The following is a 21,111-nucleotide window of genomic DNA, read 5'->3' on the forward strand; positions in this document are numbered from 1 at the left end:
TCGACCTCTTGTCGAACCGGCCGGAAAGGACGCGGGGTAGCGCCATCGTGAACCACCAGCACGCCACGACACCGCCGCCGCACCCGGCTGCATCCGACCTCCCCCGCCGGCGGTCCCTGCAGGGGTTGGGGACCCCGTTCGGCCTGCTCATCCTCTGCCAGGCGGCCACCCTGGTCCTGGTCCTGCCGGTGGTCCGGTCCCTCTTCACCCACGCACTGGACGTGGCCGGGATGGCGAACCTGACCGACCGCAACTTCTGGCACTTGCTGGACCGGCCGGTCTCGGTGGTCCTGCTGGCGGCCGCCGGCGCGATCGCCCTGGTCGCCCTCTGCCTCCAATACCTGGTGGTCATCGCTGCGTCCAGGCGGCAACGGGCCGGGACGCACGGGCGGGATGCGCCACCGGGCCGCCGGACGCGCGCCGGCTGGTGGGCCCTGTCGGTGCAGGTCCCGCTGCTGGCCGCCTACCTCTTCCTGGTCCTGCCGCTGAGCGGGCTGGGTGTGCTTTCGCCGCTGACGCGGGACATCGGCGTCCCGCCGTTTGTCACCGCCGAGTACCTGAAGAAGCCGTTGAGCCTGGGCATCTACGTGTCGGCGATCGGCGCGGTGGTGTACCTGAACTTCCGCCTGGTCGCGACCCTGCCCCTGCTCGTGGCGCGGCGGATGACCCCGCTGCGTGCCATGCTGGCCAGCTGGGACGCCACCCGCACCCGGCGCCTGCGCCTGCCGTTGATCGCATGTGCCCCGGTGGGTGCCGTCGTGCTGGCCTACGGCCTGCCGGACCGGCTGCTGGCCTGGTGCGCGACCCTCCCCGGCGCCCTGCTGGACACCAATTCACGCTTCGTCGCCGCGCTGGGGCTCGATGCCACCCGGGTGGTGGCCTTCATCGTGGTGGGCGTGGCCACCGTGGCGGTCATCGACCTGCTGCTGGCCCGGGTGGACTCCCCCGGCCCGGCCGACGCCGATGGTCAGCCGGAGGCGGGCCGACGGCCCGTCCGTCGCCCACGGCTGGCCCTGCGCGCCGGAGCTGGCGCCGGCGTCGTCGCCATCGCCGTGGCCGGTGCCCCGGCCATGGCGGCCGGCAGCCCGACAACCGCCGATCCGCTGGTCATCGCGCACCGGGGCCATGTCTGGGGCGGGGTCGAGAACACCATCGGAGCCCTGGAGGCCGCAGCCACCCAGCATCCCGACATCGTGGAGGTCGACGTCCAGCAGACCAAGGACGGGCACTTCATCGCCAGCCACGACACGAACCTGCTGCTGTTGTCGGGCCGCAACGTGAACACGTACGACCTGACGCTGGCCGAGGCCGAACAGGTGACCGTGAGTGCGCGGGGCTTCTCCGACACCATCCCCTCGATGGTGGACTACGTGCGCCGGGCCCAGGAGCTGGAGGTCAAGCTGCTCATCGAGCCCAAGGTCCACCACCACGAAACGGCCGACTACCTCGACCGGTTCATCAGCGAACTGGAATCGGTGGGGCCGCTGGATGCCAACATCTACCACTCCCTTGACGCCGGACTCGTCGAGTCGCTGAAGGCGCGGCGTCCCGACCTGCAGGTCGGCTACACGATCGCGATGACCCTCGGCGGCATCCCGGACGTGGACTGCGACTTCCTGGTCGTCGAGCAGTCCTCCTACTCGCGGGAGTTCCTGCGCCAGGCCCGCGCCGCCGGCATGCCCGTCTACGTCTGGACCGTCAACCGCCCCGAACGCATCCGCGGCTACCTCTACGACGGCGTGGACGGGGTCGTCACCGACCACCCGAACCTGGCCCGCCGGATCCGCTCCGAAATGGCCACCGCACCCCATGCCTCGGTGCCGCTGCGCGATGCGATGCGGATGCTGGGCACCTTTGTCCCGGCACCGGTGTGGTCGTGGTTCGCCCCGACGGTGGCTCCCGCGGCGCCCTGACGGTTCTGCCGGCCCCCGACCGCAGACCGGGGGCATCGCCTCAGGGGCGGGCGTCCGCCGTCGTCCCTTCGCCGACCGGCACCCCGGCGGGCACCGCCACCCGGCGCTGCCCCGTCCGCGTGGCGCCGATGCCCGCGGCGACGACCAGGACGATCCCGACCAGGGCGGCCGGACGCGGTACCTGGTGCAGGATCGTGAAGCCGATCAGCACCGCGATCGCCGGTTCCAGGCACATCAGCGTCCCAAAGGCGGCGGTGGTGAGCTTGCGCAGGGCGAGCATTTCCAGGCTGAAGGGGATGACCGGCAGCAGCAGGGCCAACCCGAAGCCGATCAGGAGCACCTGCCAGTCCAGCCGCCCGAGGATCGAGGGGCCGACCACCAGGGTCGCGGCGATCGCCGCGACCGGCATCGAGATGCCCAGCGCGCTGATCCCGGAGGCCGTGTCGCCGGCCTTCTGCGTGAAGAGCACATAGCCGGCCCAGCAGGCGGCGGCGGCCAGCGCGAACAGGATCCCCACGAGGTCGGTGGCCGCGGTCCACGGCTCGGTCAGGCCGAGCACCCCGGCAGCGGCGACCAGCGCCCACCACCGCGCGGCACCCCGACCCTGGACGACCGCCACCGACAGCGGGCCCAGGAATTCCAGCGCGCTGGCGGTTCCCAGCGGGATGCGTTCGACGGCGAGCATGAAGAAGATGGTGACCCCGCCGGTGACCACGCCCAGCATGACGCTGGCCAGCAGCGCGGCGCGGCCGAAGTGCACCCGCCAAGGCCGTCCGATGGCCACGAGGATGACGGCAGCCCAGGCCAGCCGCAGCCAGGCCACCCCTTCCGGCCCGAGGACGCCGATCAGGCCGACGGAGACGGCCAGGCCCAGCTGCACGCAGGTCATCGAAGCCAGCGCCATGAGCGATCCGGCCCCCGCGGAGTTGCGCGCCACGCGCGGTGAGGAAGTCATGCCCCCATTGGACAGCACGGGATCCATCCACGTCCACGTGACAATCGACAACAAACCATTCGGCATTCACGTACGGTTTTGGCGCACAATGGGACCCATGGAAACCCGTCGCCTGCAGTATCTGTACGAGCTCTCCCGCATGGGGTCGATGCGCGGCGTCGCCGACTTGCTGGGCACGACGACGTCGACCGTCTCCCAGCAGATCGCCCTGCTGGCCCGGGAGACCGGGGCCCGGCTGCTCGAGCCCGACGGGCGCGGAGTGCGCCTGACCCCGGCAGGCCTCCGGCTGGCCGACCATGCCGAGGACATCCTGGCCGCCGTCGACGCGGCCCGGCTCGACCTGGATCCCGGGGCCGAACCGTCCGGCACCTTGCGGGTGGCCGGCTTCGCCACGGCGATCCGCAGCACGCTCATGCCCATCATCGACGATTTGGCCCGGCACCACCCGAAGGTCGGGATCGTGGTGCTCGAGCACGAGCCAGCCGAGGCGCAGAAGCAGCTTGCCGTCGACGCCATCGACCTGGCCCTGACCTACGACTACAACCTGGCCCCGGACCCGGCCGGTCCGGGCCTGGACACGCTTCCGCTCTGGAGCACCCCGTGGGGGCTCGGCGTGCCGACCGCGGACGCCCGGCGGTTCGCGGCGGCACGGCGCGGGACCAGCGGGCCCGATGCCGCGACCGTCTTCGCGGCCTTCGAGGACCACGACTGGATCGGGAACTCCCGCAACATCGCCGACGAGACGGTGCTGCGCATGATCTCCGCAATGGCCGGGTTCACCCCGCGCCTGCGGCACCAATCGGACAGCCTGGACCTGGTCGAGGACCTCATCCTCGCCGGAATGGGCATCGGGCTCCTGCCCGGAAACCGACCCGAGCGGAAGGGCATCACCATCCTGCCGCTGCACGACCCCGAGGTCCGCCTTCGCGCCTTCGCGCGGACGCGCCGCGGACGCAGCGCCTGGCCGGCGCTCGCGCTGGTCCTCGACCGGCTGGCAGCAGGCGCTATGGCATTAGGACGCGTAGACTCTGAATAGACGTCTAATAGGTATTTCCCCCTCCGAGCGGCACCGCCTAGAGTTCTGACGAGACGCCACCGTGGCCACCGCCCGGACCGGATCATCGGAGCCCCATGGAAACCAGACACCTGCGCTACTTCGTCGCCGTCGCCGAAGAACGCCACTTCGGCCGCGCCGCCGCGCGCCTGCACATGGCCCAGCCCCCGCTCTCCCAGCAGATCAAGCAGCTCGAGGAACAACTCGGCACCCCGTTGCTCACCCGCACCACCCGCCGGGTCGACCTGACCCCGGCCGGCGAGATGTTCCTGGGTCGGGCCCGCACCCTGCTGGCCGAGCTCGAGCAGCTGGCCCAGGACGTGCGGACCGTCGGCGAGGGTGCCACCGGCGTGCTGCGCGTTGGCTTCACCGGCACGGCCACCTACCGCCTGATGCCCGGCATCGTGGCCTCGGCCCGCGAACGCATGCCCGGGCTGCAGCTGAACGTCCAGGGTGAGATGCTCACCCCGGAAATGGAGGAGGCGCTGGTGGAGGGACGCCTCGACGTCGCGGTCCTGCGTCCGCCGGTGCGCTCCGACGCCGTGGAGCTGAAGTTCCTGGAACAGGACCGACTCAGCGTGGCCCTGCCGGAGAACCACCGGCTCGCCGCGCGTGCGGAACTGGACCTCTCCGATCTGGCCGACGAACCCTTCATCTGCTATCCGGCCACCTCGGCGGTGAACCTGATCTTCCACGAGGCCTGTCGGCGGGTCGGCTTCGTCCCCCGCGTGGTCCAGGTGGCCCGGGAGACCTCGACGCTGCTCACCTTCGTCGACGCCGGGCTCGGCGTCGCCCTGCTGCCGACCACGGCACGCCTGCCCTCCAGCCAGCGGATCACGTTCCGACCGCTGCGCCATGCCCCCGCCGTCGACCTGGCCCTGGCCTGGAAGACCGGCAACGATGCCCCGCTGCTGCGCAACTTCCTGGAAGTGTGCACCCCACCGCCCCCTCCGGAAGGAAACGCCCCGTGAAGATCGAGCGGATCGAAGCGATCCCCTACGCCATCCCCTACACGCACCCGCTGCGCTTCGCCTCCGGCGAGGTGGCGACGGCGGACCATGTCCTGATCCGCGTGCACACCGACGACGGCCTGGTCGGCACGGCCGACGCACCGCCGCGGCCCTACACCTACGGGGAGACCCAGCAGTCCATCCGCACGATCACCGAGGATGTCTTCGCCCCGCAGCTGCTCGGGCTGGACCCGTTCGACCGCGAACGCATCCACGAGGTGCTGCGCCGCACCATCCACAACCAGGTCGCCAAGGGCGCACTCGACATCGCCTTGTGGGACCTCATCGGCCAGGCCACCGCCACACAGGTGCACAAGCTGCTCGGCGGCTACACCGAGTCGATGCGCGTGTCCCACATGCTCGGCTTCAAGCCCGCCCAGGAGCTGCTCGAGGAGGCGCTGCGCTTCGGCCAGGACTACGGGATCACCACCTTCAAGCTCAAGGTCGGCCGCCGTCCGCTCGCCCTGGACATCGAGGCCTGCCACGTCCTGCGCGAGGGCCTGGGCGAGGACGTGGAGCTCTACCTGGACGCCAACCGCGGGTGGACGGCCAACGAGGCGATGCAGGTACTCCAACGCACCGAGGGCCTGGGACTGACGATGCTGGAGGAACCCTGCGACGCCAAGGAGGCCATGTCCCGGCGCCGCCTCGTGGAGAAATCCCCGATCCCGATCGTCGGCGACGAGTCGGTGCCCACCGCTGGCGACGTCTCGCGCGAACTGCTCTCCGGCGGCTCCAACGCCATCTGCATCAAGACCGCCCGTTCCGGCTTCACCGAGGCGACCGAGATCCTCGGGTTGTGCACGGGTCTCGGGGTCGACGTGACCATGGGCAACCAGATCGACACGCAGATCGGCTCCCTGGCCACCGTCACCTTCGGCGCCGCCCACGAGGCCTCCAGCCGCCGGGCCGGCGAACTGTCCAACTTCCTGGACATGGCCGATGACCTGCTGGCCGAGCCGCTGGCGATCCGCGATGGGCGCATCCGCGTCCGCGAGGTCCCCGGGGTCGGCGCTGCCGTCGACGAGGACAAGCTCGCCCACTACCGCCAGGACTGACCACGGGGCGGGTCACCGCCCTCATACCCCGCCACCGATACCCCACCACCGACAGGAGACCACCATGATGTTCCTCGCCCGCATGGACGTGCGCTTTCCCGACCACCTGACCGCCGAGCAGATCGCCGACTTCCAGGTCCGCGAGAAGGCCTATTCACGCCACCTGCAGGAGTCCGGCAAGATGGCCGGCATCTGGAGGATCGTCGGCGAGTACGCGAACCACTCGCTGTTCGACGTCGAGAGCAACGACGAACTGCACGGCATCCTCTCCGGCTTCCCGATGTACCCGTACATGTCCATCAAGGTCACCCCGCTGGCCCAGCACCCGAACTCGATCCGGTAGTCCCGGCCAGCATTGATATGCGATTCATCTGAATTACGACGAAATGGGTATTTCCGTTGGCTCAATCAGAGGGCCTAGATTGATCCCCAACAGCACACCATGACGTCCATCACCAACCCGGGTGATCCAGCCCGTCTACCGGCGTCCCAGATCGGCAAAGGAGCCACCATGTCCATCGAAACCACAGCAGATGCCACCGCCGCCAAGTCCGGCAGTGCCGCCACCGACCGCTTCCGCGAATCAGGCAAGACCAGTACCGCGGAGGTTTCGGTCGAGCGCGTCAGCATGCTCGCGGGAAAGCTCATCCAGGCCGCGAACGACATCGTCCTCGAGGAGCGCGTCAGCTACGACGAGTTCAACGCCCTGAAGGCCTGGCTGATCAAGGTCGGCGAGGACGGCGAATGGCCGCTGTTCCTGGACGTGTGGCTGGAGCACTCCGTCGAGGAGGTCGCCACCGACCACCGCGAGGGCAACAAGGGCTCGATCGAAGGCCCCTACTACATCCCGGACGCCCCCAGCCAGGATTCCCCGGCGACGATCTCCATGCGCGAGGACGAGGACGGGACCCCGCTGCTCTTCCAGGGCCAGGTCCGCTCCACCGACGGCTCGGCGCTGCCGAACGCCAAGGTCGAGCTGTGGCACGCCGACTCGGCGGGCTTCTACTCGCAGTTCGCCCCGGGCCTGCCGGAGTGGAACCTGCGTGGCACGTTCATCGCCGACGCCGAGGGCAACTTCCAGATCAACACGATGCAGCCCGCGCCGTACCAGATCCCGACCGACGGCGCCTGCGGCCAGCTGATCGCCGCCGCCGGGTGGCACGCCTGGCGCCCGGCCCACCTGCACCTGAAGGTCTCGGCCCCCGGGTACGAGCTGCTGACTGCCCAGCTGTACTTCCCGGGCGACCCGCACAACGACGACGACATCGCCACTGCCGTGAAGCCCGAGCTGCTGCTGGACCCGAAGCCGGCCGCGTCCGGCACCGGCGTCGAGGTCGACTACGACTTCGTGCTGGACCCGGTGCAGAAGTAGCCGCAACCCGCCGGCGTTGACGGCCGGCCCACCGGGGGTGGGCCGGCCGTCGGCGTATCCGCGGGCCGTTGTCTAAGCCGGTGTCCGGCCCGGGACGCGCCTGGTCCCTACGGGTGCCGGGTCCCCTCGCCGGCCAGGACCGCGGCATAGCCCTCGCGGTACGACGGGTAGGCGAATTCGAAACCAGTCGACCGCAGCAGCTCACCGCTGATGCGCTTGCCCGTCGACGGCGCCCCTGCCCCGTCCCGCAGCGGGCGGTCGACGTCCAGCCGGTCCGCCAGGAAGTCCAGGACCTCGCCGAGCACGGCCGGTTCCCGGTCCACGCCGTTGTAGACCGCCGCCGGATCGGCCACGCCGGTGGCCAGGTGGACGATGGCGGCTGCCGCATCGTCGCGGTGGATGCGGTTGGTGAAGCGGTCCCATCCCGGCTCGGCGGCTCCGGCGCGGGCCTTGTCGACCAGCCGCATGCGCCCCGGCCCGTAGATCCCGGCCAGCCGCAGGACGACACCCTGGGGCGCGCGGGCGGCCAGCAGTTCCTCGGCGTCGCGCAGGATGATGGAGGTTTCGGTGGGCGGGTCGGCGGGAGTGGTCTCGTCGACCCACGCGCCCTCGGTATCGGCGTACACCGCCGTCGAGGAGACCAGGACGATGCGGCGCGGGATCACGCGGTCGCGCTCCAAGGCCCGCAGGACGCCGGCCAGGCCGTCCAGGTAGACGCGCCGGTAGGCCTGCACGCTGCGCCCTCCCGCGGCCGGGGCGTGCACCACGACCTCGGTATCGGCCGGGAAGCGCGGCAGCTCGCCGGCCAGGTCCGCCACCACGGGCTTGATGGCCGCGGGCAGCACCTGCGCAGAGCGGCGCCAGCCCTCGACGCGATGGCCCGCGGCGGCGAACCGCAGTCCGGCTTCCGTCCCCACATCTCCGCACCCGACGATCACCACGGCCATATGCGCATCCTTCCCTTCCGGTCCCGGCCTGCACCTATCGGCAGCCGCTTGTTCCGCTTCCCATTCTCCCCCGGCGGTCACGAGGCAGTCGCGCGTCGTCGCCCCAGCAGTCGAGCGCGAACGGGCGTCCGCAGCGCGCCCCTCCCGGGCCCACGGCAGGAGGCCGCCGTCGTCCAGCCCGGCACCGCATCCCATCCACGGGGAGCCTCGGCTCCGAACAAGGGGTGGGCCTCCGGGACCGCACACCACCTCCGCACAGCAAGGACGAGGCCATGACCACCTCTGACCCCCGCCGACCATCGGCCGCCGTCCCTGTCCGCTGGACCGTGGCCGGTGTGGTCGTCACGGCCCTGGCCCTCCTCCTGGCCCTGTTGATGTCGGGGAACGCAGCCCCGCGCGTCCTGGGCGATCCCGGGGCCCTGGTCCGCTGGGGCCTGCCGGCGGCACTGGCCCTCCACCACGTTTCGCTCTCGGTGGTGGTGGGGGCGCTGGCCTTCACGCGGGGCATCCTGGCCCTCGGACCCGACAACGAGGGGCTGCGCGCCCGACTCGTGGTCATCGCCGGCCGTGCGGCGGCAATCTGGGCTGCGGCGGCGGCAGCGGTCCTGGTCCTCACCTTCGCCGACACCATCGGCCACCCGTTGGACGGGGGGATCCCGTGGGGCGAATTCGGGATCTATGCCTGGGGCACGACGCCGGGGCGCGCCCGTGTTGTGGTGCTCGCCGTCGCGCTCGTGGTCCTGCTGCTCTCGCACTGGCGCGGTGATGCCCAGCTCGTGGCCCTCACGTTGGCTGCCTCGACGGTGGTTCCGCTGTCGCAGGACGGCCATGCGCTCTCGTCCCACAATTCGCTGGCCCCCGTGCTGCTGGCCGGGCACGTGCTCGGGGTGGCCGCGTGGGTCGGCGGGGTGGTCGTGCTGGGGCTGGTGGCCGACCTGCTGCGCCCGGGGCGGGCACATCCGGGGGTCGTACTGGATACCTTCCGGCGCTTCTCGCGGCTCGCCGGCATCGCCTACGCGCTCGTCTTCGCCACGGGCGTGGCCACTGCTGCCCTGCGCATCGGATCCCCCGCTGCCCTGGCCACCCCGTATGGGGGCCTCGTCCTGGCCAAGACCGCGGCCATGCTCGGGCTGGGTGTGATCGGCTTCCGGCACCGGCGCTGGATCACCTCCGCCACGGCGTCCGGCTCGGGCCCCTCAGCGCCGGCCTGGCGGCTGATCGCCCTGGAGATCCTGGTCATGGGCGGCACGATCGCCTTGGCCGTCGTCCTGGGCCGCACGGCTCCCCCGGCGGCCTGACCGACCCCGTCGCCCGCCTGGCACCACTGGCGGCCTCAAGGCCCCCGGAAAATGTCGCGCTGCGGACCAATCCGACCCCGCCCCTCGTTCCGAACGTGAGGTGCAACACAGTTCTGATTCACGAACTCACGTGCCGCCCACCCGGGACGGCACCACCGAGGAAGGAAAGAACCGATGAAGAAGCTACACATGATGGCCGTTCCGGTCATGGCGTTGGGAATGGTGGCGGCAACCGCCGCCGGTGCCTCCGCCCACGAGGGGACCCACTCCTATCAGGCCGAGCTCGAGGCACTCAACGGAAGCGACGCGACGGGGACGGTGATGGTCAGCATCGACGGTGACCAGGCCACCGTCACCGAGAAGGTCAGCGGACTGGCCGAGAAGTTCAACGGCGACCCCTACCCGCACGTCCAGCACGTGCACCTGACCGTCGATTCGCAGGGTGTTTGCCCGACGCCGGAGGCGGACCAGAACGGCGATGGGATCGTCGACACAGTGGAGGGCATGCCGTCCTACGGGAAGATCGGCACCACCCTCTCCACCAAGGGCGACACCAGTGCCAAGGCCGCAACGGACCTCAAGGTGGCCGGGATGGGTGGCAGCTACACCTACGAGCGCACCTTCACGATGAACGAGAAGACCCTGAAGGCGATCGAAGCAGGCAATGCCTCGGTCGTCGTGCATGGACTGGATCCGGCGACCCTGGGCAAGGAAGCGGCGAACGCCAAGTCCAACCTCGTCCCGGAGCTGCCGCTGGCGGCCACCTCGCCCGCCCTGTGCGGGACGCTCGCGGCATCGCAGATGGACATGCCGATCGGCAATCCGGAAACCGGTGGCGGGAGCACGGCCGGCATGGACACCGGCATGATCGCCCTGGGTGGCGGTCTGGTGCTGGTCGCCGCAGGCGCCGGGGTCTACATGGTCCGCCGCCGCCAGGCCGAACAGCACTAGGCACACCACCACCAGGGAAAGGACCGATACCCATGAGGCACGTCGGAAACAGGGCAGGCACGGCCCGCACCACCACGTGGGCTGCCGTCGTCGCGATCGGACTTGTCGGCACGGTATTGGTCGGCGTCGGGGTGAAGGGGGAGGCTCCTCCCCCTTCACCTCCGGCTTCCGCTGCCGCCGCGGCCATGCCGTCCCCGGAAGCAGCCTCGCCCAGCCCCAGCACCTCGGCCCCCTCCAGCAAGAAGGCCACACCAAAGACCTCCACACCGGCTCCGCGGCCAACCAAAGCCAAGGAAATGGTCATGAAGAAGTCCCACCCCGTCCGGCTGACCGTCCCCGCGATCGACGTCGACACCCCCCTGATGGACGTCGGACTCCAGGCCGACGGCAGCATCGGCGTCCCCCCGCTGGGCCCGGACTCCCCGGCCGGCTGGTACGACCGCGGCCCCACTCCCGGCGAAAAGGGGCCGGCGGTCATCCTCGGACACGTCACCGCGATCAGCCAGGAGGGCCCCGCAGTCTTCTTCAAGCTCGGCGCGCTGCGCAAAAACGACAAGATCTCCGTCACCAGGGCCGATGGACAGGTGGCCGTCTTCACCGTCACCCGCATCGTCCAGGTCCCCAAGCCGGACTTCTCCAGCATGGACACCTACGGGAACACCGAGGGCGCAGAACTGCGGCTGATCACCTGCGGCGGCGAGTTCAACAAGAGCGTCGGGCGGCACGCCGACAACATCATCGTCCATGCCAAGCTCACCTCACACCACGCCGCCTAGCCCCCACAGGGCCTACGCGAGCCACTCGCGGGCTGCGGCCACCAGGGCATCGACGCCGTGCGTCAGCGTGGGCTGGATGACGGGGGCGAACCGCGGCGAGTGGTTGGACGGCAGCGCGGCGGCCACGGCCATCGGATTCGACGCCCCGGCGAAGAGCTGCGGATCCGCGCCGCCGAGGAACCAGAAGACCAGCGGCGCACCGGCGGCGGTGGCCAGGTTGCCCACGTCCTCGCTGCCGGAGATATGCCCCGGGTCGATGACGTGCTGACCACCGAAGGCCCCACGCAGTGCCACCCGCGTGCGTTCGGTGGCATCGGCGTCGTTCACGGTCACCGGGAAATGGTCCTCCTGCACGATGTCCGGCTCGCGCACGGCACCGGAGGCCGCGGCCTCGCCACGGACGACCCGCCCGATCGCCGCGAGGACCGTGGAGCGCACCGACTCGTCGAACGAGCGCACGCTGATGCCCAGGGTCGCCCGCTCGGGGATGACGTTGTGCTTCGTGCCGGCGTGCAGCTGGCCGACCGTGAGGACCGCCGGCGACGTGGCCGCCAGCTCGCGCGAGACGATGGAGTTCAGCCGCAGGGTCGTGGCGGCGGCCATCGTGACCGGGTCGATCGTGGTTTCGGGGCGCGAGCCGTGCCCGCCGACCCCGTGCAGGGTGACGGTCAACGCGTCGGGCGAGGCCATGGCCACGCCGGCGTGCAGGCCCACCCAGCCGACGGGGAAGGGTGCCACGTGCTGGCCCAGGACGACGTCGGGGACCGGCACGCGCTGGAACAGGCCGTCCTCGACCATTGCCTGGGCACCGCCGCCGCGCTCCTCGGCGGGCTGGAAGACGGCCACCAGCGTGCCGCTCCAGGCGTTGCGGTCCCCCGCCAGCACCTCCACTGCGCCGAGCAGAGCGGTGACGTGGACGTCGTGGCCGCAGGCGTGCATGACGGGCACGTCGTTGCCGTCCGGGCCCGTGGCGCGGACGCGGCTGGCGTAGGGCAGCCCGGTCTCCTCCTGCACCGGCAGCCCGTCCATGTCGGCACGCAGCAGGACCGTGGGACCCGGCCCGTTCTCCAGGACCCCGACGACGCCGGTGCCCCCGATGCCCTCGTGGACGGCGAGTCCCAGCCCGAGCAGGTGGCCGGCGACGATCGCCGCCTTCCGGTGTTCCCGGAACGAGAGTTCGGGGTGTTCGTGCAGGTCGCGGTAGAGCTCTTCGAGATCGATGGCCATGCCGGAAGCCTAGAACCGGGAGCCTCGCACCGATAGCGGAAAGCGGCTTTGTCGCATTCCCACACGGCTGTCCTCCGGGCCCCACGTGTCCTACCGGCGTCCATCCGGTGGGGATACGGTGGACGGACGAGCGAAGACGTCGTCACCGGCCCCATCGGGAGCAACCCACCATGAAAGTCGCCGAGTTCCTGGCCAGCACGATCGGCGGAACCCTGGCGGTCCTGTTCGGCACGCTGGCAGTCGGCCAGCTGGCACCCGGTGCCTCGCCGGCGCTGGTCAAGCATGGCCTATCTCTACGCCTCGCTCGCCACGCAGTTCGCCCGGTCGGTCCTGGACCACGAGGGAGGCGTTTTCGGCGCCATCATGCTGGCACTGCTCATCGTGATCGTGCTGGTCTTCCTACCCCTGGTGGCGCGCCAGGTGCTCCACGCCCGCCGGTACGCGCACGACCATGCGGCATTGCTCCTGGGTTGATTCACTCCGGGTGGTTGTAGCGGGCCAGCGCCGTGGCGAAGTCGTGGACTTGCGCATCGCTCCACGAAGACAGCCGTCCGCGCAGGCTCTCTTGCTGGGCGGCGGCAGCCTGCGCCAGCTTCGCCTCCCCCTCCCCGGTCAAGGCGAGGACCCGGCCGCGACCGGGCGCCCCGGCGTCGTGCCCGAGCTCGGTGACGAGCCCCATCGAGACCAGCCCGGCAAGCTGCCGCGAGACGGTCGAGCGGTTCAGCGAAAAGGCCGAGGCAATGTCGGTGGCCCGCGCCCCGGGGGTGTTGGCGATGAAGCGCAACAGCGAGTGCTCGACGAAGCTCAACGGCTCGCCCAGCCGCCGGGACCGGTCGTTGATGCGCCGGGAGAGCTCCTGGATCTGCTCGTAGGCCTGGCGGATGTCGGCTTCGCGCGGGGAATGGGCCATGCCCCATCCTAGGCACGCCTGCGGTCCGGGTCCGGCAGGCCTTCTGTTTGTTGCATTATGCAACATAAGCGTATTCTGGTCCCTACATGACTTTGCAAACTGCCTCCGAGCGCCCCACTGTCCCCGTCGATGACATCGTCGATCCACCCGAGTCCCGACACAGCCAGACGCAGCCGCGCCGCCCCCGGTCCGAGGGTGTCTGGAGGAACCTCGGCCTGACCATGCTCATCCCGTTCTTCCTGGCCACCGTGATGGGACTGGCCTACCTCGGCGCGTTCCACCAGCCCGAACCGCACCACCTGCCGGTCGCCGTCGTCGGCGAATCGGCCGGGACGCTGGTCTTCGCCCAGACGCTGAAGAACGACACGGGCGAGGCTCTCGACGTGCGCACCGTCACCAGTGCGGACACCGCCCGGCAGCTGATCGAGGACCGCGAGATCTATGCCGCCTACGCCCCGGGCCAGGACACGGCCACCCTCTTCGTCTCCAGCGCCGCGTCGGAAACGACGGCCAACATCGCCCAGAAGGTCTTCCTTCCGGTCGCCTACGAGGCGCACCTGCCCCTGCAGATCGAGGACGTCGTCCCCGCCGGCGAGCACGACACCACCGGCCAGGGCCTGTTCTTCCTGCTCGTGGCCCTGAGCATCGGCGGCTATGCCAGCGCCATCCCGATCTCGGGGCACATGGGACGCTTCCGCCTGGCCGGTCGCTTCGGCCTCGCCGCGGCCGCCGGGGCCATCGTCGCCGGCATCGGCATGGTCATCGCCGGGCCGATCTACCACATCGTCCAGACCGCGATCTGGGGCTCCTGGCTCATCTCCTGGCTCTACGTCACCGCGATCGTGCTGCTGGGCATGGGCCTTCACCCGATGCTCAAACACTGGACGACGCCGGTGCTCACCTTGCTCTTCGTCGCCCTGAACTTCACCAGCTCCGGCGGGATCTTCGTGCCGGAGGTCCAGCCGGGGCTGTTCGCCGGGCTGTCCACCTTCTGGAACGGCGAGGCCTGGCTGCACGCCGTGCAGACCCTGGCCTACTTTGCCGGGCAACCGATCGGCTGGGATCTCCTGCGGCTGGCCCTGTGGCTGGTGCCCGGTGCCCTGCTGGTCGTGCTCACGCACCGGTGGAGCGTCCGCAAGACCCGGCTCGCCGACGAGAACGCCGCGCTCAGCGAGCTGGACGAGGCCGGCGCAGCGTAGTGCTGCACCGCCTCGATGTCCCGGGGACTAGTGGAAGCCCGTCGTTCTCTGGCAGTGTGGGGAACAGCCGGAACGGATAATCCCCACAGTCCAGTCCTCGAGGAGAGTGCACCATGACCGACTCGGTACCCCAGCACGAACCTGCGGTCGACCTCCAGATGCCCGACGCCGAGGTCGACGCCGCCGAGGAGGCAGCGGCCGGGGACCTCAACTTCGACGAGCAGTTCTATCCGGCCCGGCCCCGGACGCTGCGACCCCGGGCACGGCGCCGGCATTTCACCGCCGACCGTCCGCCGTTCGCCCCCGACGCCCGCAACCGCGTCTACGTCGAATGGCTGCGCAACCAGTCCATGCTCGGCGATGCCAAGACGCTCACGCGCCAGCTGTCCGGGCAGGCAAGCATGTGGCAGAACCCGTACGCCCATCCCAATCCCCGGGCCGCCGTGGAAAAGGCCTCCGTCTGGTTCACCGCCTATCCGCTGTCCCTGGTGACCCGGCCCGCGCAAAGCTTCCTGGCGGCCCTGGGCGACGCCGACCTGTGGACCGCGTTCCAGCGCATCGGCATCAAGGGCATCCACATCGGGCCGGTCAAGGTGGCCGGCGGCGTCACCGGTTGGGACCACACCCCCAGCGTCGACGGGCATTTCGACCGGATCAGCATGGCGATCGACCCATTGTTCGGCACCGAGGACGAATTCCGCGCCATGTGCGCCACCGCAGCCGACCACGACGGCACGATCCTGGACGACATCGTCCCCGGCCACACCGGCAAGGGGGCCGACTTCCGACTGGCCGAAATGAACTTCCGCGACTACCCGGGGATCTACCACATGATCGACATCCCCGAGGCGGATTGGGACCTGCTGCCGGACGTCCCGGAGGGCCATGACGCGGTGAACATCGACGTCGCGACCGAACGGGCCCTACAGCAGGCCGGCTACATCATCGGCGAGCTGCAACGCGTCATCTTCTACGAGCCGGGCGTGAAGGAGACGAACTGGAGCGCCACTCCCCCGGTCCTGGATATCGATGGCACCTACCGCCGCTGGGTGTACCTGCACTACTTCAAGGAGGGCCAGCCCTCCATCAACTGGCTCGACCCCACCTTCTCCGGGATGCGCCTGGTCATGGGGGATGCGCTGCATTCACTGGTCGACCTGGGCACCGGCGCCCTGCGGCTGGACGCCAACGGCTTCCTCGGCGTCGAGAAAAGCGCCGAGGAGACCCCCGGCTGGTCCGAGGGGCACCCCCTCTCGGCCGCCGCCAACCAGATCATCGGCAGCATGGTGCGCAAGGTCGGCGGCTTCACCTTCCAGGAGCTGAACCTGGGCATCGACGACATCAAGGCCACCTCCGCGGCCGGCCCCGACCTGTCCTACGACTTCGTCACCCGCCCGGCGTACCACCACGCCCTGGTAACCGCCGATACCGAATTCCTGCGCCTGACGCTGCGGCTGGCCCAGGAGATCGGCGTGGACCAGGCCTCCCTGGTGCACGCGCTGCAGAACCACGACGAACTGACCTACGAGCTGGTGCACTTCACCAGTGCGCACAAGGACGACGTGTTCGAGCTGGAGGGCCAGCAGCTCACCGGTGCCGAATTGGCCGCACACGTGCAGCAGACCCTGCGCGACGGGATCACCGGCACGGCGGCACCCTACAACCTCGTCTTCACCTCCAACGGCATCGCCTGCACGACGGCCAGCGTGATCACCGCCGTCCTGGGCATCACCGACCTGGAGGCGATCACTGCCGAGCAGGTCGCCGAGGTCCGCAAGGTGCACTTGCTGCTGGCGATGTACAACGCCCTGCAGCCGGGCGTCTTCGCGTTGTCCGGATGGGACCTGTGCGGCGCGCTGCCGTTACCCCGCGAGAAGGTCTCGAGCCTGGTCTCCCGCGGCGACACCCGGTGGATCCACCGCGGCGCCCACGACCTGATGCGGTTCAACCCGGAAGCGGACTCGTCCTCCTCCGGGATGCCGAAAGCCCAGGCCCTCTACGGCACCCTTCCCGAACAGCTGGAGGACGAATCCTCCTTCGCCCGCCAGCTCTCCCGCATCCTGGAGGTACGCGAGCAATACCGCATCGCCCGGAGCGCCCTCGTCGACGTCCCCGATGTCTCCCACCGCGGCATGCTGGTGATGGTGCACCTGCTCGATTCCGGCCGGCAGGAGGTGACGGTGCTGAACTTCTCCGACCAGGAGATCGCCGGCACGGTGCGGTCCAAGGTGCTGGTCCCCGAGTCGACGGTCACGGACGCCTTCAACGGGGAGGACATCGGCACGGTTGACGACCTGTTCAGCTTCCACCTGCAGCTGGGCCCCTACGAGGGAACGGCCTTGCTCGTGGATGCCCCGCCGCCCGGCGAGCCCGCGGACGAGGGCTGAGCCCGCGTCCTGCAGGACGGGCTCACCCCCTGACGGCCTTCGACCGCCACAACAGGTAGACGAAGTAGGGAGTGCCGACCAGCGCGGTCATGATGCCCGCCGGGATCTGGGCCGGCGCGATCACCGTGCGGCCGACCAGGTCCGCCAGAACCACTGTGCAGGACCCCAGCAGCGCGGCAACCGGGAGGACCCGGGAATGCCGGGCACCGACCAGGCTCCGGGCTGCATGCGGGGCGACCAGGCCGACGAAGGCGACCACCCCGACCGAGGCGACGGCCCCGGCCGTCAGCAGCACCGCTGTCGCCAAGAGGACCAGCCGCGAGGCGGTCAACCGGATGCCCAGCACACGCGGGGAGTCATCGTCGACGGCGATCAGGTCAAGGTCGCGGCGCAGCCCGGCCAACACGGGCACGGACATGACCAGGGCGGCCAGCGGGGGGATGACCGATTCAAGCGTGCGTCCATAAGTAGATCCGGAGAGCCAGGTCAACGCCTTGGTTTGGTTATAGGGGTCCGTGGAGACCAAGAGCACCGCGATGAGCGCCATCAACGCGGCGGAAACACCGATGCCGATGAGCACCAGCCGGTTCTGCTGCAGCCCCCCGCGGAAGGCCAGCCCGAACACGAGCACTGCGGTCAGGGCCGCGCCGGCCAGGGACGTTCCGGTGACCAGCCACGCACCTGCGGCGGGAATCGTGGTGATCACCAGGATGGCTCCGAGGCCGCCACCGCCGGAGACGCCGATGATTCCCGGTTCGGCCAGCGCGTTCCGCGAGACGGATTGGATCAGCGCCCCGGCGAGGGCCAGTGCGGCCCCTGCCAGGAGGGCCGCCATGACCCGGGGCATCCGGGTGTTCAGGATCGCGGTGACCATGGGCCCGGAGTGCTGGGTCGCCCAGTTGTACACATCGCCCAGCAGGAGTTTGGCGTCGCCGAGCAGGGCACCGGCACACACCAGCGCCACCAAAAGCACCGCCAGCCCCAGCAGGACGCCGAGGTAGACGACGCGTGGCCGCAGCCGTGCCAGAGTGTCCCCCAGCGAGCTGGTTCCGGCATCGGTCATCCGGTAGGCGAGCACCACGAGGAACACGGCGCCGAAGACCGTCGTGACTGCTCCGGTCGGAACCTCCACGCCGGCGCGCGCACCGAGGACCGCGCGGACGACGACGTCGGAGCCGATCACCACCACCGCACCGCTGAGTGCCGAGACCGGCAGCAGCGTCCGGTGCCGGCCCAGGCCGCGGATCTTCGAGGCGAGCAGCCGCACGATCGCGGGGGCACAGAGCCCGACGAAGCCGATGGGCCCGGCGAGTGCCACCGAGGAGGCGGCCAGCAGGACGGCCAGTACAACGGCGGCGACACGGGCCACGCGGGGGTCCGCTCCTGCCAGCCGGGAGGCATCATCTCCGAGGGACAGCAGGTCGAGACGGCGGGCGATCAGGAGCAGGCCGGCCCCGCCCAGCAGGATGACCGGCGCGAACTCGCGCAGGTCCGAACTGCTGGTATGCCCGATGCTGCCACTGCCCCAGGCCAGCAGCCCGGTGGTTTCCTGGCTGAAGAGCAGCAACAGTGCCGAGGTCACCGAGGCCAGGCCCAGGGCGATGGCCGACCCCGCCAGGACCAGGCGCATCGGCCCGCCGCTGCCGTTTGCCCCGGCACCGGAGAGGGCTATGACCAGGCCTGCGGCGGCCAGGCCGCCGGCGAAGGCCAGCCCGCCGGAGAGCAGTGAGGGCAGGGAGATCCCCAACGCGGCGACGGCGACGATGGCCAGGTGGGCCCCGGCATCGACGGCGAGCGTGTCCGGGGAGGCCAGCACATTGCGCGTGGCCGACTGCAGGGCGGCTCCGGCCAGGCCCAGGGCCACACCGACCAGCAGGCCCGCCACCAATCGCGGAATCCGGGAGGCGACCAGGACGGCGGCCTGCTGGTCGTTGCCGTTCCCGAACAGCAAGCCGAGCAACTCGCGCGGCCCGACGGCGGCGGTGCCCTGGGTGACATGCACCAGCCCGAAGACGGCCAGGAGCGCCAGACCGCCTGCGACGACGACCCAGAGTCCCACGTCGGGCCTGCCCGGGGGCTCCTGCGGTGCGGCGGGGGCCGCGGTGGCGGGCCTGCCGGTGGTGACGCTCACGCGCTCCGGCTCCCTAGGACTTCGCCGTCAGGGACGCGACGAGCGACTTCACGTACTGGGTCATGGACGACGGGCCGCCGAACATCCAGATGCCGTCTTTCAGGCGGTAGACGTTGCCCGACTTCACGAAGGGCAGCGACTTCCAGACGGCGTTGTCCTCCAGGGCCTCGGTGAAGTCCGCGTCGACGTCGTTGGCTATGTAGACGAACCGGTCGGCATCGATCTTCGTCAGGCCCTCCACGTCCGTTTGTGCCAGGCCGTAGGCCGGATCGCCCTTCAGGGTCCAGGCGTTGACGAGGCCGAGTTCGGTGTTGATATCTGTCAGCAGCGAGCCCTTGGCGTACGGCCGGATGGAGACCTGCCCGTCGGCGACCCAGCCGTCGGCGAAGGCCACGCGGGTCCCGGCCAGCCCTGCGTCCGCGAGTGCCTTCTTGCCCTCGGCGACTGCCGCATCGTATTCGGCGATGGCCTCCTCGGCCTGGTCCTCGGTGCCGGTGGCCTCGGCGACCAGCTCCAGGTTGTCCTCGGCCTGCTGGATCTGGTGGCTGGCATCGGCGGACTTGACCACCATGACCGGCGCCAGGTCCTCCAGCTGCTGGATGACGTTCTCCGAGAGGTCATTCGTGGCGACGATCAGGTCCGCGTCCAGCGACGCGATGGTGTCGAAGCTGGGTTCCCCGCGCGTGCCGATGTCCGTGACCGAGTCGTCCAGCGGCTCGGACTTCACCCAGGCGCCGTAGCCCTTCACGTCGGCCACTCCAACGGGCATGACACCGAGGGTCACCAGGTTCTCCACCGCGCCCCATTCGGTGCCGACGACGCGGGTTGCCGGGCCGTCGAGTTCGACGGTCTTGCCGCGCGCGTCGGTCAGGGAGATGGGCTCGGCTGCGGTGGAGGCGGAGGCGTCGCTCCCGGTCCCGGAGGTCGGCGCCTCGGTGGTGCCGCATCCGGTGAGCAGGAGGGCAGCGGTTGCGAGGGCGGCCAGGGGGCGGAGTGCTTTCATGGGATTCCTTGTGTCCAGGGGGTGGTGGCGGCGGGGAGGGTTCCCTGCCGCCGGAGTTCAGGGCGGTTCAGGGCGGTTCAGACGAGCGCGGAACTGCGTTTGCCGACGGCGCGGGTGCGCAGCCGGCCGGTGATCGGATCGGCGTGGGTCACGATCCCGATCGAATAGACGCGGCTGAGCAGGTCGGCCTCGAGCGCCTCGTGGGCCGGCCCGCTCGCGACCACGCGTCCTTCGGAGAGGACGGCCACGGTATCGGCGATGTCGGCGGCCTCGTCGAGGTCGTGGAGCACGACGCCGATGGCCACCTGATGCTCCCGGGCGAGATCGTGGACCAGGTCGAAGAGCTCCACCTTGTAGCGCAGGTCCAGATGGTTGGTGGGTTCGTCCAGCAGCAGGACGGAGGTGTCCTGGGCCAGGCAGCTGGCCAGCCAGACCCGCTGGAGCTGGCCGCCGGAGAGCTCGTGGACGCCGCGGCCAGCCAAGTCGACGATGCCGGTCAGCTCCATGGCGTGGGCCACGGCGGAGGCGCCGTCGGGGTCCGCCGCGCGCCAGCGCCCGCGGTAGGGGTGGCGGCCGAACTCCACGACGTCGCGCACGCTCAGTCCGTTGGGCACCGGGCGGGACTGCGAGAGCAGGGTGACCCGTTGGGCGAACTCGCTGCGCTTGAGTGCCAGGGCATCGCCGGGGGCGGTGACGCCGTCGTCCAGTTCCAGCGTGCCGCCGGCGGGCTCATGCAGGCGGGCCAGGGCCCGCAGCAGCGTCGACTTGCCGCTGCCGTTGGGGCCGACCAGGGCCAGGATGCGGCCGGGCTCCAGACGCAGGTTGGCGCCGTGGACGACGGCGGTGCCGCCATAGTGCAGGTCCAGTCCCCGCGCGTCCAGGGAGGCAGGTGATTTGCGATCATTCACGGTTCGATATTA

19 protein-coding genes are annotated in these 21,111 nt (G+C 70.3%); 12 read left to right on the forward strand and 7 right to left on the reverse strand.

Annotated features, from left to right (window positions below):
- Window positions 1–47: 47 nt before the first annotated feature.
- Window positions 48–1,913 carry a glycerophosphoryl diester phosphodiesterase membrane domain-containing protein gene (locus AB8M85_RS08230; RefSeq protein ID WP_372698289.1) on the forward strand — a complete coding sequence of 622 codons (1,866 nt, stop codon included), beginning with the start codon at window positions 48–50 and terminating at the stop codon, window positions 1,911–1,913.
- Between the two features lie 40 nt (window positions 1,914–1,953).
- On the opposite strand, the gene AB8M85_RS08235 is transcribed toward AB8M85_RS08230, so the two are convergent.
- Window positions 1,954–2,868, reverse strand: a complete 915-nt coding sequence (locus tag AB8M85_RS08235) for a DMT family transporter (protein WP_372698290.1) — start codon at window positions 2,866–2,868, stop codon at window positions 1,954–1,956.
- Window positions 2,869–2,965: 97 nt separating this feature from the next.
- On the opposite strand from AB8M85_RS08235, the gene AB8M85_RS08240 reads away from it, so the two are divergent.
- From AB8M85_RS08240 to catA, 5 genes are all read left to right on the forward strand, one after another.
- Window positions 2,966–3,904 carry a LysR family transcriptional regulator gene (locus tag AB8M85_RS08240; RefSeq protein WP_372698291.1) on the forward strand — a complete coding sequence of 313 codons (939 nt, stop codon included), beginning with the start codon at window positions 2,966–2,968 and terminating at the stop codon, window positions 3,902–3,904.
- 95 nt (window positions 3,905–3,999) lie between these two features.
- Entirely contained in the window at window positions 4,000–4,893 is an 894-nt protein-coding gene (locus AB8M85_RS08245) for a LysR substrate-binding domain-containing protein (protein WP_372698292.1), read from the forward strand.
- On the forward strand, window positions 4,890–5,990 hold the full coding sequence (locus AB8M85_RS08250) for an enolase C-terminal domain-like protein (RefSeq protein WP_372698293.1): 1,101 nt from the start codon (window positions 4,890–4,892) through the stop codon (window positions 5,988–5,990). The genes AB8M85_RS08245 and AB8M85_RS08250 overlap by 4 nt, the downstream gene beginning before the upstream one ends.
- Window positions 5,991–6,054: 64 nt before the next feature.
- Complete coding sequence (gene catC / locus AB8M85_RS08255) at window positions 6,055–6,333, forward strand: muconolactone Delta-isomerase (protein WP_372698294.1); 279 nt, start codon at window positions 6,055–6,057, stop codon at window positions 6,331–6,333.
- 168 nt (window positions 6,334–6,501) lie between these two features.
- Window positions 6,502–7,362, forward strand: a complete 861-nt coding sequence (catA, locus tag AB8M85_RS08260; RefSeq protein WP_372698295.1) for a catechol 1,2-dioxygenase — start codon at window positions 6,502–6,504, stop codon at window positions 7,360–7,362.
- A gap of 107 nt (window positions 7,363–7,469) precedes the next feature.
- Here the strand turns inward: catA and AB8M85_RS08265 are convergent, their stop codons facing one another.
- Window positions 7,470–8,309, reverse strand: a complete 840-nt coding sequence (locus AB8M85_RS08265; protein WP_372698296.1) for an NAD-dependent epimerase/dehydratase family protein — start codon at window positions 8,307–8,309, stop codon at window positions 7,470–7,472.
- 272 nt (window positions 8,310–8,581) lie between these two features.
- Here AB8M85_RS08265 and AB8M85_RS08270 point away from each other — a divergent pair, with 272 nt between their 5' ends.
- From AB8M85_RS08270 to AB8M85_RS08280, 3 genes are all read left to right on the forward strand, one after another.
- Window positions 8,582–9,607, forward strand: a complete 1,026-nt coding sequence (locus tag AB8M85_RS08270; protein WP_372698297.1) for a copper resistance D family protein — start codon at window positions 8,582–8,584, stop codon at window positions 9,605–9,607.
- A gap of 174 nt (window positions 9,608–9,781) precedes the next feature.
- A complete protein-coding gene (locus tag AB8M85_RS08275) occupies window positions 9,782–10,558 on the forward strand; it encodes a hypothetical protein (RefSeq protein WP_372698298.1) in 777 nt (258 codons plus the stop codon).
- Window positions 10,559–10,590: 32 nt separating this feature from the next.
- The gene (locus tag AB8M85_RS08280; protein ID WP_372698299.1) at window positions 10,591–11,334 is read left to right on the forward strand and encodes a class F sortase; all 744 of its coding nucleotides are present in this window, start codon (window positions 10,591–10,593) and stop codon (window positions 11,332–11,334) included.
- A gap of 12 nt (window positions 11,335–11,346) precedes the next feature.
- Here AB8M85_RS08280 and AB8M85_RS08285 read toward each other — a convergent pair whose 3' ends face one another.
- Window positions 11,347–12,561: an amidohydrolase gene (locus tag AB8M85_RS08285; protein WP_372698300.1), complete on the reverse strand. Its 1,215-nt coding sequence runs from the start codon at window positions 12,559–12,561 to the stop codon at window positions 11,347–11,349.
- A 282-nt stretch (window positions 12,562–12,843) separates the two neighbouring features.
- On the opposite strand from AB8M85_RS08285, the gene AB8M85_RS08290 reads away from it, so the two are divergent.
- Window positions 12,844–13,035, forward strand: coding sequence for a hypothetical protein (locus tag AB8M85_RS08290; RefSeq protein ID WP_372698301.1), 192 nt, complete (start codon window positions 12,844–12,846; stop codon window positions 13,033–13,035).
- Window position 13,036: 1 nt separating this feature from the next.
- Here AB8M85_RS08290 and AB8M85_RS08295 read toward each other — a convergent pair whose 3' ends face one another.
- Entirely contained in the window at window positions 13,037–13,471 is a 435-nt protein-coding gene (locus tag AB8M85_RS08295) for a MarR family winged helix-turn-helix transcriptional regulator (protein ID WP_372698302.1), read from the reverse strand.
- 86 nt (window positions 13,472–13,557) lie between these two features.
- Between AB8M85_RS08295 and AB8M85_RS08300 the strand changes: the two genes are divergently transcribed.
- Both AB8M85_RS08300 and treS read left to right on the forward strand, forming a co-directional pair.
- Window positions 13,558–14,670 carry a hypothetical protein gene (locus AB8M85_RS08300; RefSeq protein ID WP_372698303.1) on the forward strand — a complete coding sequence of 371 codons (1,113 nt, stop codon included), beginning with the start codon at window positions 13,558–13,560 and terminating at the stop codon, window positions 14,668–14,670.
- Between the two features lie 113 nt (window positions 14,671–14,783).
- Window positions 14,784–17,057, forward strand: a complete 2,274-nt coding sequence (treS, locus tag AB8M85_RS08305) for a maltose alpha-D-glucosyltransferase (RefSeq protein ID WP_372698304.1) — start codon at window positions 14,784–14,786, stop codon at window positions 17,055–17,057.
- A gap of 22 nt (window positions 17,058–17,079) precedes the next feature.
- Here the strand turns inward: treS and AB8M85_RS08310 are convergent, their stop codons facing one another.
- The 3 genes from AB8M85_RS08310 to AB8M85_RS08320 all read right to left on the reverse strand — a co-directional run bounded on the left by AB8M85_RS08310 (window position 17,080) and on the right by AB8M85_RS08320 (window position 21,099).
- Window positions 17,080–19,188: an iron ABC transporter permease gene (locus AB8M85_RS08310; protein WP_372698305.1), complete on the reverse strand. Its 2,109-nt coding sequence runs from the start codon at window positions 19,186–19,188 to the stop codon at window positions 17,080–17,082.
- A gap of 13 nt (window positions 19,189–19,201) precedes the next feature.
- On the reverse strand, window positions 19,202–20,191 hold the full coding sequence (locus AB8M85_RS08315; protein WP_372698306.1) for an iron-siderophore ABC transporter substrate-binding protein: 990 nt from the start codon (window positions 20,189–20,191) through the stop codon (window positions 19,202–19,204).
- Between the two features lie 77 nt (window positions 20,192–20,268).
- Window positions 20,269–21,099 carry an ABC transporter ATP-binding protein gene (locus tag AB8M85_RS08320; protein ID WP_372698307.1) on the reverse strand — a complete coding sequence of 277 codons (831 nt, stop codon included), beginning with the start codon at window positions 21,097–21,099 and terminating at the stop codon, window positions 20,269–20,271.
- Window positions 21,100–21,111: the final 12 nt, after the last annotated feature.

The sequence above is a fragment of the Arthrobacter sp. JSM 101049 genome (assembly GCF_041679245.1).
Classification (GTDB): Bacteria; Actinomycetota; Actinomycetes; order Actinomycetales; family Micrococcaceae; genus Arthrobacter_H.